Here is a 13,875-nt window from a genome sequence, read left to right as displayed (position 1 = left end):
ATGCTGGGACAGCTCTATGACCGGGCACTTGACGGAGAGTGTTGTTGGCTTCGCCACGACGACGGCCGTCGGCACCGACTGCCGGTGCACAGCTGGCTCGGCGGCCACGGCTGCGACACCGAGTTCGACACCGCGGTGGTGGGCCTGTGTGAAGGTCCGACGATCGAGTTGGGGTGCGGCCCTGGACGTTTGGTGGCTCATCTGGTGCGCCGGGGCATCCCGGCACTGGGTGTGGACCAGTCGGCGACGGCGGTACGTCTGGCCCGCCGCAGTGGCGCGCCGGCGCTGATGCGCGACGTCTTCGAACCGCTGCCGGGCACCGGCCGGTGGCAGACGGTGCTGCTGGCCGACGGCAACGTCGGCCTGGCCGGAGACCCCCGGCGCGTGCTGCGGCGGGCCGCGGAACTACTGATGCGCGGAGGACGGTGCGTGGCCGAATTCGATCCCGCCGTCGCGGGCGTAAGCACCAGCTGGGTGCGGCTGGAGTCCTTGCACACCATCGGGCCGTGGTTTCGGTGGGCCGCGGTCGGGGTCGACTGCGCGGCCGCACTGGCCGAAGAGGTCGGTCTGGCGTTGATGGCGATTCACCCGATTCGAGATCGCGTCGTGGCTACACTCGCGCTGACATGATCGGGGATGCGAAGACCGCCGCCAAATACACCTTGCGCGGCACCGCGGTGACGGTCCGGGTCGGGGTCGCGCTGGGCATCGCCGTGACCATCTGCTTCGTCACCGGACTGATCAGTCATTTCATCCAGCACCCGCAACCGTGGTTCTTCTGGCCGACCCGACCGGTACGGCTCTACCAGTTCACCCAGGGCCTGCATGTGATCTCGGGTATCGCGGCGATCCCGCTGCTGGTGGTCAAGCTGTGGTCGGTGTACCCGAAGCTGTTCGAGCGCCCCGTCATCGGCGGGCTGACCCGCCAGATCGAGCGGGGCTCGATCCTGGTGCTGGTGGGCTCGATGATCTTCCAGTTGTCCACCGGGATCATGAACATTGCGCAGTGGTACGCGTTCAAGTTCTTCTTCACCACCAGTCACTACGCCATGGCCTATGTTGCGGCCGGGGCGGTGCTGGTCCACATCGGCGTCAAACTGCCGGTGATCCGGCGTGCGCTGGGCGAACCGCTGGAGGAGATCCCCACCGGCGAGCTGACGGGCCACCACGGTCCCAGCCGCCGCGCGGTGCTGGGCGGCACCTGGCTGGCAGTGGGCGTCGCGACGATCCTCACCGCCGGGCAGACGATCCCCTGGCTACGCCACGTCTCCCTGCTGGCGCCGCGCTCCGGCCAAGGCCCGCAAGGAGTTCCGGTCAATCGGACGGCCTGGGCGGCGGGGGTGTTGCGCAGCGCCCGCTCGCCGGACTACCGGCTCACCGTTGTCAACGGCGGCAACTCCAAGGTGTTCACGCTCGCTGAGCTCGCGGCCATGCCGCAGACCACCCACCGGTTGCCCATCGCCTGCGTGGAGGGCTGGAGCGCGACGGCTGACTGGACCGGGGTGGTGCTGGCGGATCTGGTCAAAGCCGTCGGCGGATCACCGGATTCTGATGTTCGGATGATCTCGCTGGAACCGCCGGGGCCGTACTCTCGCACGGTGCTGCCGGCCCGGCATGCCCGTGACTCGATGACTCTGATCGCGCTGAAGGTCAACGGGCAGACCCTGGATCTGGACCACGGATACCCGTGCCGGTTGATCGCGCCGACCAGACCCGGTGTGCTGCAGACGAAATGGCTGTCTAGGATCGAGGTCGTGGCGTGACGGCTGTTCGGGTTGCGTTGATCGCGATCGGTGTGGCGGTCGGGATCTACGGCGTGGTGTTGGTGGCAGACCACTCGACGCAGGTGATCATCCGGATTGTGGCGTGGGCACTGATCGGCGTGCTGTTGCACGACGCGGTGTTCGCCCCGGTGTGCCTAGCGCTGGGCTTCGCCGGCCGACGCATCCTGCCGCACAGCTGGTGGATGCCGGTGCTGGTGGCCGGACTGCTCACGGTTGTCCTTGTGCTGCTGGCCATTCCGGTGTTCAGCAAGCCGGGCCAGCATCTGGACAACCTGACAGTCCTGGACCGCGACTACCAGGCCGGCTTCTGGATCGCTCTGGCGGTGGTGTGGGGTGCCGCGCTGCTTTATCTGGTGGGCGACCGACTGCTACCAGTTGGTCAAAATCAGATGGTTGAGCGCAAGGGCGCCGATCACGTTGACGGCCAGCCACCATCGGTGGGTGAAGGCGGGCAGCAGGGCGCCGGCGGCGGTGAGCCACACCTCGAACGGTAGCCAGATCCGTTCGGTCTCGGCCTTGGACAACATCGACAGGTCGGCGAACACAATGGCGGCCAGGGCGGCCAGCACCAGCAGGTGCAGACCGCTGCGGGCCTTGATCGCCTTGATGTCGAAGACCCGGCCGATGCCCGCGACGCTGCCCAGTCCGGTGGCACACACCGTCGAGGCCAAGTTCGCCCAGCTCCAGTACTGGAACGGCCGGTTGTTCGCGATGCCCTGCCAATAGCGTTGCTGGACAAGGGTGTAGCCGTCGAACCACCAGAACCCGGCGACGGCGAACACGGCGACCACCGCCAGCGCGGCCAGTACGGCCGGGATCAGCGCCCGGATCGCGGTGCGCCAGTCGACCGCGCACAGCAGCACCGCCACCGCGGGTAGGGCCATCAGGGCCAGCCCGTAGTTGAGGAAGATGCCCCAGCCCAGCAGCAGTCCGGCGCCCGTTGCGGCCAGCCACGGCCAGCGCACCCGCTGGCGAACAGCCAACGCCAGCAGGGCGATACCCCAGGCCGCCACCCCGGCGTAGTAACCGTCAGCCGACACCGCGATCCAGATGGCCGTCGGGGCCACCGCGACGAACGGCGCGACCAGTCGCGCCGTCGGCTCGTCGCTGAGCGCGCGGACGGCGACGAGTACTGCAGCGGCCGCACTCGACCCGATCAGCACACACCACAGCGCGGCCCACGCCCCGCCGCCCAGGCCGATTCGGTCCAACCAGACGAAGGTCAGCAGCGCGCCGGGCGGATGCCCGGAGACGTGGGTGATCCACGAATTCGGCTGGAAATCAACGATTCTGCTGGCGAAGGTACGGACAGCTTCGGGGATGTCGGTGATTGTCCGAACCTGGCGCAGGTATTCGTGTTTGGAGGTGAGCCGGCCTGCGAAGCCGCGCTGCCAGCCGTCGATCATGGCCAGTGCGAAGGCCCACGCGAACGAGGTCGCCCACGCCGTGAGCGTCAGCGCGCGCCAGGAGAGGCGCTGGGCGATCGTGCTTCCCCACAGCACCGCCGCCGCGCCGATCAGGATGGCGGGCACGGTGCCCCAGCCGACGTGGGCATTCCACCAGCCGAAGATCGGCGCGGCGTCGGCGAAGGACTTCAGTTCGCCCGGGCTCATCTTGATCAGTGGCGTGACGATGCCGAGGTGCAGGTCCGGCACGACGAACGCCGCGACCAGCAGGAGCACACCCACGCCGACCGCGAGTGCTTCCTTGCGGCCGATGCTCACAATCGCCCAGCCTATTACCCACGCTGCCGTGACGGGAGTGACCGACTGGTTTCAGTTCGGGCCCATCTCCCGCGGCCAGGATGACCACCTGTCGACCGCCACCGCGATCACCGGACCGCCCAGCGAAACATCCTGGTACTGAGGGTATTTCGCGCGCAACAGCGCACGTCCGCGCTCGCACTGGGGCCCATTGGACCACACCGCGGCCGTGCCGTCGGCCCGCACCCACCACAGCTGCGACCAGTTGTCGGCGTAATGGTCGACCAGGATGCTCACCCGCGGGTTGGCCTCGATGTTGGCCAGCCGCCGCACGCGCATCGACGACTTCGGCTTGCCGTCCACCGCGGTGTAGACCACGTCACCGTCGACCGCGAACACGATCGGCACCACGTGCGGCCGGCCGTCCGGAGTCACGGTGGCCAGCCGGGCGACAGGTGCCGCCGCGAACCGCGGAATCACATCGGGGTGGCGGGCTGCTCGATGTCCGCGGCGGCCCGGCTGGAGATGAAGTCGTCGATCAGGTCGACAACCTCCTTCGGTCGTTCGACCTGAGGGAAGTGGCCGACGCGGGGCAGGATCTCGAGCCGGACATCGGGCCGGGTCTTCTGGACGGCATAGGCGTGGTGGACGGGAATGGTCGCGTCCTGCTCACCCCAGATCGCCATCGTGGGCATGTCGGTCCTCAGATGCAGCCGATTCAGCGCGCTGACAGCCTGACCGCGGTAGTCGACCACCGACCGCAGAGTGCGCAGGAACGCCTGCCGGGTCGAGGCGTCGGCGAACGAACGGTAGGCATTCCAGATCTCCGTTCCGCGCGGCGACTGAATCCCGAGCTTGCCGAACCACGACCGCACCAGCTCGCCGGCGGTCAGCACCGGCGGTGGCGCGATGATCGGCATGAGCAGCTCGGCCCCCGGCGCCGATAGCAGCCGCAGCGTCCACCCCACGTCGGGGCCAAGCCCGCCGCTGTTCATCAGGATCAGCCGCTGGCAGTAGTCGGGATGCTGGTAGGTGAACTGCATGGCCACTCCGCCGCCGAGTGAATGCCCGACGATGGTCGCCTGCGCCACACCCAGCTCGTCGAGCAGATCGCGCAGGAACACCGCGAACGCGCCCAGGGAGTAGTCGCTGCGCGGCTTGGCCGAGTTGCCGTGGCCAAGTAGATCGGGGGCGATCACGCGGTACTTGCGCGACAGCGGCCCCAGCACGGAGCGCCAGGTCTGCGAGCTGCCGGCCATACCGTGCAGCAGCAGGATCACCTCGCCGTGGCCTTCGTCAAGGTAGGCCACCCGGTCGCCGTGTAGGTCGAGGTATTTCAGGTCACCCATCGAATGTCCTCCAGTCGAATGTCCTCCAGTCATTTGGTGAACAATTGTTCACCAACCGTAGCCTCCGGGCAAGTCACCACCGCTTTCGAACCGCCGCCGAAGCGCTCTGCGGTCCAGTTTGCCGATGCCGCGGCGGGGCAGTTCGTCCACGAGGTGGAGTTCCCGCGGGGCGGCTGTCGAATCGAGCGACTGCGCCAGATACGCCCTGATGTCGCCCAGCGTCGGCTCCGGCGCGCCCGTCACGAGCACGACGGCGGCGACCACCCGCTCACCGAGCCGGTCGTCGGGCACGCCGAACACCGCGCAGTCGGCCACCGCCGGGTGCCGCGACAGTACCGCCTCGACCGGCGCAGGCATCACCGTCAGGCCGCCGGTGCTGATCGCCTCGTCGACCCTGCCCAGTACCACGAGGCTGCCTGTGTCGTCGAACACGCCGAGGTCGTCGGTGTGAAACCAGCCCGGCTCGGCGAACGGGTCCCGATCCGGTGGGTTGCGGTAGCCCTTGGCCAAGGTCGTCCCGCCGATGCTGATCCGTCCCTCGCCGGTTTCGGCGCCCTGGTCGAGTCGCACCTCCACGCCGTCGAGTGGGACCCCGTCGTAGACGCAGCCGCCCGAGGTTTCGCTGGAACCGTAGGTGCGCACCACCGCGATACCCGCGGCCGCCGCGCCCTCGAGCACCGGGCGCGGGGCTGGGCCGCCGCCGAGCAGCACGGCGTCGAGTTCGGCCAGCGCCGCGGTCGCCTCCGGGTCCAGCAGTGCCTTGGCCAGCTGGGTGGCCACCAACGACGTGTAGCGCCGTCCGGAGCCCAATTGTGCTACCGCCGTGGGCAATTCGGTGACGTCGAACCCGGCCGACAGGTCCAGTTCTACCGGCGCGGTGCCGGCCTGCAGGCTGCGCACCAGAACTTGGATGCCCGCGATGTGGTGGGCCGGCAGCGCGAGCAGCCAGGTGCCGGGCCCGCCGAGGCGGTCATGGGTGGCCGACGCGCTGGCGATCAGTGCGGCCGGGGTCAGCATCGCGCCCTTGGGCGCCCCGGTGGTTCCCGACGTCGACACCACCAGGGCGACGTCGTCGTCGATCTCTTCACCGACCCGCAGCGAGGTCGTCAACAACTCGCTTTCCCGAAGGTCGCCGGCCGGGATGGGAACTAGGGGAGCGTCGCGTCCGTCGAGCACGCCTTCGAGGGCGGCCGTCAGCGACAGCGCCGAGGGGCTCGGCGGGATGGAGAGTGCTCGCAGGATTGCTATTCGACGTCCTTAGACTTCGTCGTCGGACAACCGTCGCGTCGCGGTCTTGGTGAGAAATCGTTCACCGCGGCAGCTCCCCGGCCGGGGCGTCCTGGGGCGCCCGATGGACGTCATGAATCTTAGCCCCATCAGCCCCGGGTATCGCGCCGCAGTGGGTGGTCCTCGGGGATCTGCACGAAGATCAGCGTGACCCCGTCGGGGTCGGTGACGTGCATTTCGTGCAGTCCCCACGGTTCCGGGCGGGCCTCGCGGGCGATCTCGACGCCGCGGCAGCGCAGTTCGTCCTGGGTGGCGTAGAGGTCGCGGACCTGCAGCCACAGCGCGCCGGGGAACGGTCCGCCCGGTGTGGTGGGCGGGCCGTGGCCGGCGAGTTCGATCAACGACTGCCCGGCGTAGAACACCGTGCCGCCGCCGTATTCGCGGGCGATGGCCAGGCCGATGGCGTCGCGGTAGAAGCTCACCGAACGCTGGTAGTCGGCCGGCCGGAACAACGTCCGGCTCGCCAGGATCTCCATGTGGTCGTGTCTACCTCAGGTTTGGTTGCGTGCGCTGCTGCGATTTCGGCGCGGTTGTCGCCGCTCTGCGGTGATATGCGCGCCGAAGTCTCAGTAGTAGCGGGGGAACGGGCTCCAGTCGGGGTCGCGCTTTTCCAGGAACGCATCCCGGCCCTCGACGGCCTCGTCGGTCATGTACGCCAGCCGGGTGGCCTCCCCGGCGAACAGTTGCTGGCCGACCAGACCGTCGTCGAGCAGGTTGAAGGCGAACTTCAGCATCCGTTGCGCCTGGGGCGATTTCCCGTTGATGGTCTTGGCCCAGACCACCCCGACGGTCTCCAGTTCGGCGTGGTCGACCACCCGGTTGACGGCGCCCATCTGGTGCATCTCCTCGGCGGTGTACGTCTCGCCGAGGAAGAAGATCTCGCGGGCGAACTTCTGCCCGACCTGGCGCGCCAGGTAGGCGCTGCCGTAGCCGCCGTCGAAGCTGCCGACGTCGGCGTCGGTCTGCTTGAAGCGGGCGTGTTCGCGGCTGGCCAGGGTCAGGTCGCACACCACGTGCAGGCTGTGGCCACCGCCGGCGGCCCAGCCGTTGACCAGGCAGATGACGACCTTCGGCATGAACCGGATCAGCCGCTGCACTTCGAGGATGTGCAGCCGGCCGGCGCGTGCGGGGTCCACGGTCTCGGCCGTCTCACCCGAGGCGTACTGGTAGCCGGTGCGCCCCCGGATGCGCTGGTCGCCGCCGGAGCAGAACGCCCACCCGCCGTCCTTGGGGGAGGGACCGTTGCCGGTCAGCAGCACCACACCCACATCGGGTGACATGCGGGCGTGGTCGAGCGTGCGGTACAACTCGTCGACGGTGTGCGGGCGGAACGCGTTGCGCACCTCGGGACGGTTGAACGCCACCCGTACGGTGCCGTCGGAGACGTGCCGGTGGTAGGTGATGTCGGTCAGGTCCTCGAAGCCGTCGATCGTCTTCCACAACGACGGGTCAAAGGGGCTGTCACTCAAGGCTGTTGAACTCCATCCAGGGCCAAGGCCTGCTCGTCGCAGCTGATGGTCATCACGAAGCGGGGTCGCATCGGAACACGGCGCACCGCCCGGCCAGCGCCTCGAATTCGTCGGGCCTGCCCACGGTGACCAGACCGGCGTTCTTCATGAAGCTGACCCCGGTGGGCACCAGGGTCGGGAAGGCCCGCAACAGTGGACGGGCCTCGTCGGGCGGCAGCTCGACCATGCGCACGCGTTCGGTGCGTTTGCCCTGGGTCAGCGTCGCGACGTCGGCGGCGCGGGCGTTGCGCACCCAGTCCGCGCCGGGGAATCCGCCGACGACATAGCGCTTGCCGTCGACGGTGAACGGGGTGATCGGAGTGGACCGGGGCTCGCCGGACTTGCGGCCCGGCACCGTCAGCACCATCGGTCCGTCCTTGACGATGCCCAGTCGCATGACGGTCATGAACACCTTGTTCATCGGCTTCAGCCACCACGGCGGGGTGATGCGTTCAGAGTCGGCCATGTGGTCAAACGCTACTCCGCCTCGGCGAACGCGGTCCCCCTCATCTCCCAGCCCAACACGTATCGATCGTCGATGACCGGCACCGTCGCACGCGCCCCGACAGCTCACCGCCACCACCACGGAAGTCGCTCATAGCCGGGCAGCGCCCCTGTCAACGCAGCGCGTCGAGGAGCCCCGTCGGCCGCTGGTCGGTGGGCAACGGATCGACCAGACGGAAACCGCATCCGACCTCGCGGGCCGCGCCGTCGTTCTCCTCGCTGTCACCCACCATCACCGCCTCCTCGGCCGCGATGCCCAGCCGGTCCAGTGCGACGCGGAAGATCCGCGGGTCGGGTTTGACCGCGCCGACTTCGAAGGACAGCACGAACTCGTCGACCCTGGCTGCGGCGGCGGCGAACGCCGGACGGATGTCGAAGGCGATATTGGAGACGACGGCGGTCTTGACCGACTGCTCGCGCAGCGAGCGCAGCACCTCGACGGTGTCGGGGTAGGGCGTCCACGAGCCTGGGTCGACCGCCCTGTCGTACAGCGACCGCGCATGGTGGTCGGGTAGCCCGGACTCGCGCAGCGCATGCAGGTAGGCCTCGCGGTGCAGGGACGGCGCGAGGTCGCGGTTGAGCCAGGCTCGACAGGCCTCCTCGGTCATCTCGACGGAGCGACCGGTGGGGTGGGTGAGCCGCTCCATCAGCTCGGCCTGCACGTGTTCGTCGACGGCGCGGCGGCCGGCCGGAGACAACGGGTCGTCGATCAGTTCCATCCCGGCGAACCAGCTGTCGTCCTCCTCGAGACGAAACAGCGTGCCGGAGAAATCGAAGAGAACCGCGCGAACGGGCATGCCCCATCGTCGCACCCCCCGAAGGGGCGATGCCGCATGGATGTGATGTACGTCACCTGCAGGTGATGCGTCGTGATCTCTGGGATGAGCGAGCGCCGGCCGCATCGAAATCGACAAGCCGCAACCCTGCTTTTCATCCGCGTGGCACCCTGTCCGGTGTGCAGGCACCTCCCGAACCGCGCTTACTCGACGACCGGCCGACCGCGAGATCTGATGCTGCCGGCGCTGGATGACCTGCTGGAGCGCCTGCACGTCGTCGCGCTTCCCATGCGCGTGCGCTTCCGCGGCATCACGGTTCGCGAAGTCGCGCTGATCGACGGGCCGTCGGGCTGGGGCGAGTTCGGTGCATTCCTCGAGTACGAGCCGCCCGAGGCCGCGCACTGGCTGGCGTCGGGAATCGAATCCGCTTACAGCGCAATGGCTTACGGTCTGCGCAATGTCATCCCGATCAACGCGACGGTGCCCGCGGTGCCGTCCGAGCAGGTGGTGGACGTGCTGGCCCGGTTCCCCGGCGCGCGCACTGCGAAGGTGAAGGTCGCCGAGCCGGGGCAGACGCTGGCCGACGACGTCGCGCGAGTCAATGCGGTGCGGGCGCTTATTCCGACCGTGCGGGTGGACGCCAACGGCGGGTGGACGGTGCCGGAGGCGGTCGCGGCAGCGCGGGCGCTGACCGCCGACGGCCCGCTGGAGTACATCGAGCAACCGTGCCGCACCGTGCCGGAACTGGCGGAGGTGCGCCAGTGGGTGGACGTCGCGGTCGCGGCCGACGAGAGCATTCGCAAGGCCTCCGATCCGCTGGCCGTGGTGCGGGCGCATGCCGCCGACATCGCGGTGCTCAAAGTGGCTCCGCTGGGCGGGATTTCGGCCTTGTTGACGATCGCCGCCCAGATCGACATCCCGGTGGTGATCTCCTCGGCACTGGACTCCGCGGTCGGTATCGCGGCCGGATTGTCGGCCGCCGCCGCGCTGCCGCGCCTCGAGTATGCGTGCGGCCTGGGCACCGGCGGGCTGTTCGTCGAGGACGTCGCCACTATCGCACCCGTCGACGGTGCACTTCCGGTCGTCGACGTCAGCCCCGACCCGGCCCGGCTCGCTGCGCTTGCCGCCCCCGCCGACCGCCGCGACTGGTGGATCGCCCGGGTGCGGTCCTGCTACGCCGCGTTGGCGTCCGCCGGCTAGCGGACCGAACCAACCCTTTCGACGGTCGTCGAAGCTGTCCCAGATCGGACATTTCGTCTGTAGCCTCTGCCAGGTGATCAACCTGGCCTACGACGACACCGGCTCCGGGGAGCCGGTGCTGTTCATCGCCGGAACCGGCGGCGCGGGCCGCACCTGGCACATCTATCAGGTGCCGGCGTTCACCGCGGCCGGCTATCGCTGCATCACCTTCGACAACCGCGGAATCGGTACCACCGAGAATGCGGGCGACTTTTCCACCGAGCAGATGGTCGCCGACACCGCGGCGATCATCGAGGAAATCATCGGCGGCCCCACCCGCTTGGTGGCGATGTCGATGGGGGGCTTCATCGCCCAGGAGTTGATGCTGGCCCGTCCGGAATTGGTCAGCCAAGCGGTGCTGATGGGCACCCGCGGGCGCGTCGACACCACGCGGCAATCCTTCCGCAAGGCCGAAGCCGCGCTGGTCGACTCGGGTATCGAGCTGCCACCGGCATATGCCGCCAAAGTCCGTGTGCTGGAGAACTTTTCGCCAAAGACCATCAATGATGAGAAGGCCATCGGCGACTGGTTCGAGATGTTCAGCGCGTTTCCGCTCAAGCGCACGCCCGGCTGGCGTGCGCAGCTGACGGTGGTGCCGCACGAGAACCGGCTGCCGGCCTACCGGTCGATCACCACGCCGGTGCTGGTAATCGGGTTCGCCGACGACGTCATCACCCCCGCTGCGCTGGGCCGTGAGGTCGCCGAGGCGCTGCCTAAGGGCCGCTACATCCAGATCGGGCACACCGGGCACCTGGGCTTCCTGGAACGCCCGGACACCGTGAACAACGCGATCCTGCAGTTTTTCGCCGGCACGCTGGTCTGAATTCGGCCTCGAACTCGACGTTTTGCCGCGATCTGCTCGTCCTTTCGCGCCCTGGTTGTGGGTTTGGGCGCACAAATGCGGGTATGACACGCTGTCGTTGTGAACCCATCGACGGCTCAGGCCCGGGTCGTCGTCGACGAACTGATTCGCGGCGGCGTCCGCGACGTCGTGCTGTGCCCGGGGTCACGTAACGCCCCGCTGGCCTTTGCGCTGGCCGACGCCGACCGCGCCGGACGCTTGCGCCTGCACGTCCGCATCGACGAGCGCACCGCCGGCTACCTGGCCATCGGCCTCGCCCTGGCCGAGCGCGCACCGGTGTGCGTGGCGATGACGTCGGGCACCGCGGTGGCGAACATGGGCCCGGCCGTCGTCGAGGCCAACTACGCCCGCGTCCCGTTGATCCTGCTGAGCGCCAACCGGCCCTACGAACTGCTCGGCACCGGCGCCAACCAAACCTTCGAGCAGCTCGGCTACTTCGGTACCCAGGTCCGCGCCGCGATCAGCCTGGGTCTGGCCGAAGAGGCGCCGGAAAGGCTCGACTCCCTCAACGCGCAGTGGCGCTCGGCCACCTCCCGGGTCATCGCCGCCGCCACCGGCGCGCGCACCGCCAACGCCGGGCCGGTGCACTTCGACATCCCGCTGCGCGAGCCGCTGGTTCCCGACGCGGATGCGGCTTTCGGCGACAACCCACCCGGCCGGCCCGACGGCAAGCCGTGGACCTACACCCCGCCGGTGAACTTCGATCAGCCGCTGCAGATCGACCTCACCCCGGACACCGTCGTGATCGCCGGCCACGGCGCGGGCGTACACCCGAACCTCGCCGGGCTGCCGACCGTCGCCGAGCCCACCGCCCCGCACGCGCCCAACTCGCTGCACCCGCTGGCGCTGCCCCTGCTCAAGCCCGAGCAGGTCATCATGCTGGGCCGCCCGACCCTGCACCGCCCGGTGTCCGCGCTGCTGGCCGACCCGTCGGTGCCGGTGTTCGCGCTGACCACCGGGCCGCGCTGGCCGGATGTGTCGGGCAACTCGCAGGCCACCGGCACCCGCGCCGACACCGTCGGCGCCCCGGACCCCGCGTGGCTGCGCGGTTGCGCCGAAGCCAACCGGCACGCCGTCGCCGCGGTCCGCGAGCAACTGGCCGCCCATCCGCTGACCACCGGCCTGCACGTGGCCGCCGCGGTGGCCGACGCGGTGCGCCCGGGGGATCAGCTGGTGCTCGGCGCGTCCAACCCGGTGCGCGACGCCGCCCTGGTCGGGCTGAACACCGAGGGCTTGAAGGTGCGTTCCAACCGCGGCGTGGCCGGGATCGACGGGACGGTGTCGACGATCATCGGCGCTGCGTTGGCACATGAGGGCCGGACCATCGGGCTGATCGGCGACCTGACGTTCGTCCACGACAGCTCGGGCCTGCTGATCGGGCCCACCGAGCCGACGCCGAAGGACCTGACCATCGTGGTGTCCAACGACAACGGCGGCGGCATCTTCGAACTGCTCGAGCAGGGCGACCCGCGCTTCTCCGATGTGTCCTCGCGCATCTTCGGCACCCCGCACGACGTCGACGTCGGCGCGCTGTGCCGGGCCTATCACGTCGAGTCCCGCCAGATCGAGGCCGACCAGCTCGGCGCCGCCCTCGACGAACCGCACCAGGGCATGCGGGTGTTGGAGGTCAAGGCCGACCGGTCCTCGCTGCGGCAGCTGCACGCCGCGATCAAGGCGGCGCTGTGATCGGCAGGCTACGAGCCCTGCTGGAACCCGCGCTGCCCCGTCGCAAACCCGACCTTCCCGATACGCCGCGGCGAAAAGCGTTGCGCTGGAGCAAATGTGCGGTGTGGATCATCCTCGGACTGGCCACCCTGCAGTCGATCCTGCTGGTCGCCGGGGCGTGGCGCAACGACCGGCAGATCGAGCGGAACATGGGTGTCGCACAGGCTGAGGTCCTTTCGGCCGGGCCTCGGCGCTCGACGATCGAGTTCGTCACGCCCGACCGGGTGACCTACCGTCCCGAACTCGGTGTGCTCTACCCGTCGGAGCTGGCCGAGGGGATGCGGATCTACGTCGAGTACGACCAGAACAACCCGGATCTTGTTCGGGTGCAACACCGTAACGCGTCGTTGGCGATCGTCCCGGCTACGTCGGTGGCGGTGGTGGCGTGGCTCATCGGTGGGGTGTTGCTGGCCGGGCTGGCGGTTGTGGAGCGACGCGTCAACGCTCAGGACGACATCAGCTTGGACAGCCAGTTGTTGTCGTAGATGTCGAGCGTCTTGTCCCTCTTGAGGTCGTAGATCGCCGGTGTTCCGGTGTTGATCGGGTCGATCTCGTAGAGGTACTCGAAGTTGGTGGCGGCCATCTCTTTGAGGTCGAGCGCGTTCTTGCCGGACGTGATCGCATCGACGGCTGCGGCGTCAACTCCGCTGTCGTGGGCCATCGTTGCCATCTCGTCGTTGCTCGGGCCCTTACCGCCCGGATCCTGACGGCTCCACAGGTCTTCGACGAACTCCTGGAACGCCTTGGCCGATGTCTTCGGCCCGGCGGCGAGGAACAACGCGTTGGCGACGCGATCGGAGTAACCGCCCGGCTTGGAGTCCAGAAATGTCACCGGACGATAGGTCACCGCCAGCTGGCCGAGATTCATGTAGCTGGCCATCTGTCGGCCGAAATCCTTCTGCAGATCGGCGCAGTGAGTGCACTGCGGCTCGGTGTACAGCTCGATCTGTATCGGTGCTTTGGGGTCACCGGCGATGATGCCGAACCCGTCCGTGCTGAGCTGGGTGGCCGGGCCGCGCGGATCAACCTGTGCCGCACCGGCGACCACCCTGCCGCAGCCGGTGACGACCAGTAATGTGAGAATGAGCACGGACAAGTACCGCATGGTCGCACGGTACCGTTCCACCAGTTCTTCGTG

Annotated in this window: 15 protein-coding genes; 6 read left to right on the top strand and 9 right to left on the bottom strand. The window is 68.7% G+C overall.

Annotated features, from left to right (window positions below; translation table 11 throughout):
- Both K9U37_RS00700 and K9U37_RS00695 read left to right on the top strand, forming a co-directional pair.
- On the top strand, positions 1–630 hold the full coding sequence (locus K9U37_RS00700; protein WP_243070076.1) for a methyltransferase domain-containing protein: 630 nt from the start codon (positions 1–3) through the stop codon (positions 628–630).
- A complete protein-coding gene (locus K9U37_RS00695; RefSeq protein WP_243070075.1) occupies positions 627–1,763 on the top strand; it encodes a molybdopterin-dependent oxidoreductase in 1,137 nt (378 codons plus the stop codon). The genes K9U37_RS00700 and K9U37_RS00695 overlap by 4 nt, the downstream gene beginning before the upstream one ends.
- 389 nt (positions 1,764–2,152) lie before the next feature.
- Here the strand turns inward: K9U37_RS00695 and K9U37_RS00690 are convergent, their stop codons facing one another.
- The 8 genes from K9U37_RS00690 to K9U37_RS00655 form a co-directional block, all read right to left on the bottom strand.
- Positions 2,153–3,508 carry a hypothetical protein gene (locus K9U37_RS00690; RefSeq protein ID WP_243070074.1) on the bottom strand — a complete coding sequence of 452 codons (1,356 nt, stop codon included), beginning with the start codon at positions 3,506–3,508 and terminating at the stop codon, positions 2,153–2,155.
- A 51-nt stretch (positions 3,509–3,559) separates the two neighbouring features.
- Entirely contained in the window at positions 3,560–3,967 is a 408-nt protein-coding gene (locus K9U37_RS00685) for a TIGR03668 family PPOX class F420-dependent oxidoreductase (RefSeq protein WP_243070073.1), read from the bottom strand.
- Complete coding sequence (locus K9U37_RS00680) at positions 3,964–4,836, bottom strand: alpha/beta fold hydrolase (protein WP_243070072.1); 873 nt, start codon at positions 4,834–4,836, stop codon at positions 3,964–3,966. The genes K9U37_RS00685 and K9U37_RS00680 overlap by 4 nt, the downstream gene beginning before the upstream one ends.
- Before the next feature lie 48 nt (positions 4,837–4,884).
- A complete protein-coding gene (menE, locus tag K9U37_RS00675; RefSeq protein ID WP_372489350.1) occupies positions 4,885–6,012 on the bottom strand; it encodes an o-succinylbenzoate--CoA ligase in 1,128 nt (375 codons plus the stop codon).
- A gap of 200 nt (positions 6,013–6,212) precedes the next feature.
- Positions 6,213–6,599, bottom strand: a complete 387-nt coding sequence (locus K9U37_RS00670; RefSeq protein WP_243070071.1) for a VOC family protein — start codon at positions 6,597–6,599, stop codon at positions 6,213–6,215.
- A gap of 90 nt (positions 6,600–6,689) precedes the next feature.
- Positions 6,690–7,592: a 1,4-dihydroxy-2-naphthoyl-CoA synthase gene (locus tag K9U37_RS00665; RefSeq protein WP_243070070.1), complete on the bottom strand. Its 903-nt coding sequence runs from the start codon at positions 7,590–7,592 to the stop codon at positions 6,690–6,692.
- Positions 7,593–7,644: 52 nt separating this feature from the next.
- A complete protein-coding gene (locus K9U37_RS00660; protein WP_243070069.1) occupies positions 7,645–8,097 on the bottom strand; it encodes a nitroreductase family deazaflavin-dependent oxidoreductase in 453 nt (150 codons plus the stop codon).
- Between the two features lie 151 nt (positions 8,098–8,248).
- Positions 8,249–8,932, bottom strand: coding sequence for an HAD family hydrolase (locus K9U37_RS00655; protein WP_243070068.1), 684 nt, complete (start codon positions 8,930–8,932; stop codon positions 8,249–8,251).
- Between the two features lie 213 nt (positions 8,933–9,145).
- On the opposite strand from K9U37_RS00655, the gene K9U37_RS00650 reads away from it, so the two are divergent.
- The 4 genes from K9U37_RS00650 (at position 9,146) to K9U37_RS00635 (ending at position 13,222) form a co-directional block, all read left to right on the top strand.
- Positions 9,146–10,111, top strand: coding sequence for an o-succinylbenzoate synthase (locus tag K9U37_RS00650; RefSeq protein WP_243070067.1), 966 nt, complete (start codon positions 9,146–9,148; stop codon positions 10,109–10,111).
- Between the two features lie 73 nt (positions 10,112–10,184).
- Positions 10,185–10,973: an alpha/beta fold hydrolase gene (locus tag K9U37_RS00645; protein ID WP_243070066.1), complete on the top strand. Its 789-nt coding sequence runs from the start codon at positions 10,185–10,187 to the stop codon at positions 10,971–10,973.
- A 99-nt stretch (positions 10,974–11,072) separates the two neighbouring features.
- Positions 11,073–12,698, top strand: coding sequence for a 2-succinyl-5-enolpyruvyl-6-hydroxy-3-cyclohexene-1-carboxylic-acid synthase (gene menD, locus K9U37_RS00640; protein ID WP_243070065.1), 1,626 nt, complete (start codon positions 11,073–11,075; stop codon positions 12,696–12,698).
- The gene (locus K9U37_RS00635) at positions 12,698–13,222 is read left to right on the top strand and encodes a DUF3592 domain-containing protein (RefSeq protein WP_243073159.1); all 525 of its coding nucleotides are present in this window, start codon (positions 12,698–12,700) and stop codon (positions 13,220–13,222) included. The genes menD and K9U37_RS00635 overlap by 1 nt, the downstream gene beginning before the upstream one ends.
- Here the strand turns inward: K9U37_RS00635 and K9U37_RS00630 are convergent.
- Positions 13,183–13,842, bottom strand: a complete 660-nt coding sequence (locus K9U37_RS00630; RefSeq protein ID WP_243070064.1) for a DsbA family protein — start codon at positions 13,840–13,842, stop codon at positions 13,183–13,185. The two genes, K9U37_RS00635 and K9U37_RS00630, sit on opposite strands and share 40 nt — an antisense overlap.
- Between the last annotated feature and the right edge of the window lie 33 nt (positions 13,843–13,875).

Source organism: Candidatus Mycolicibacterium alkanivorans, from assembly GCF_022760805.1.
GTDB lineage: Bacteria > Actinomycetota > Actinomycetes > Mycobacteriales > Mycobacteriaceae > Mycobacterium > Mycobacterium alkanivorans.
This window is presented reverse-complemented; position numbering and strand designations above follow the sequence as displayed.

Bases quoted from the DNA above. Each gene is read 5' to 3' on its own strand.
- K9U37_RS00700 (WP_243070076.1), top strand. From the start codon at position 1: ATGCTGGGACAGCTCTATGACCGGGCACTTGACGGAGAGTGTTGTTGG.
- K9U37_RS00695 (WP_243070075.1), top strand. From the start codon at position 627: ATGATCGGGGATGCGAAGACCGCCGCCAAATACACCTTGCGCGGCACC.
- K9U37_RS00680 (WP_243070072.1), bottom strand. From the start codon at position 4,836: ATGGGTGACCTGAAATACCTCGACCTACACGGCGACCGGGTGGCCTAC.
- K9U37_RS00670 (WP_243070071.1), bottom strand. From the start codon at position 6,599: ATGGAGATCCTGGCGAGCCGGACGTTGTTCCGGCCGGCCGACTACCAG.
- K9U37_RS00660 (WP_243070069.1), bottom strand. From the start codon at position 8,097: ATGGCCGACTCTGAACGCATCACCCCGCCGTGGTGGCTGAAGCCGATG.
- K9U37_RS00655 (WP_243070068.1), bottom strand. From the start codon at position 8,932: ATGCCCGTTCGCGCGGTTCTCTTCGATTTCTCCGGCACGCTGTTTCGT.
- K9U37_RS00650 (WP_243070067.1), top strand. From the start codon at position 9,146: ATGCTGCCGGCGCTGGATGACCTGCTGGAGCGCCTGCACGTCGTCGCG.
- K9U37_RS00630 (WP_243070064.1), bottom strand. From the start codon at position 13,842: ATGCGGTACTTGTCCGTGCTCATTCTCACATTACTGGTCGTCACCGGC.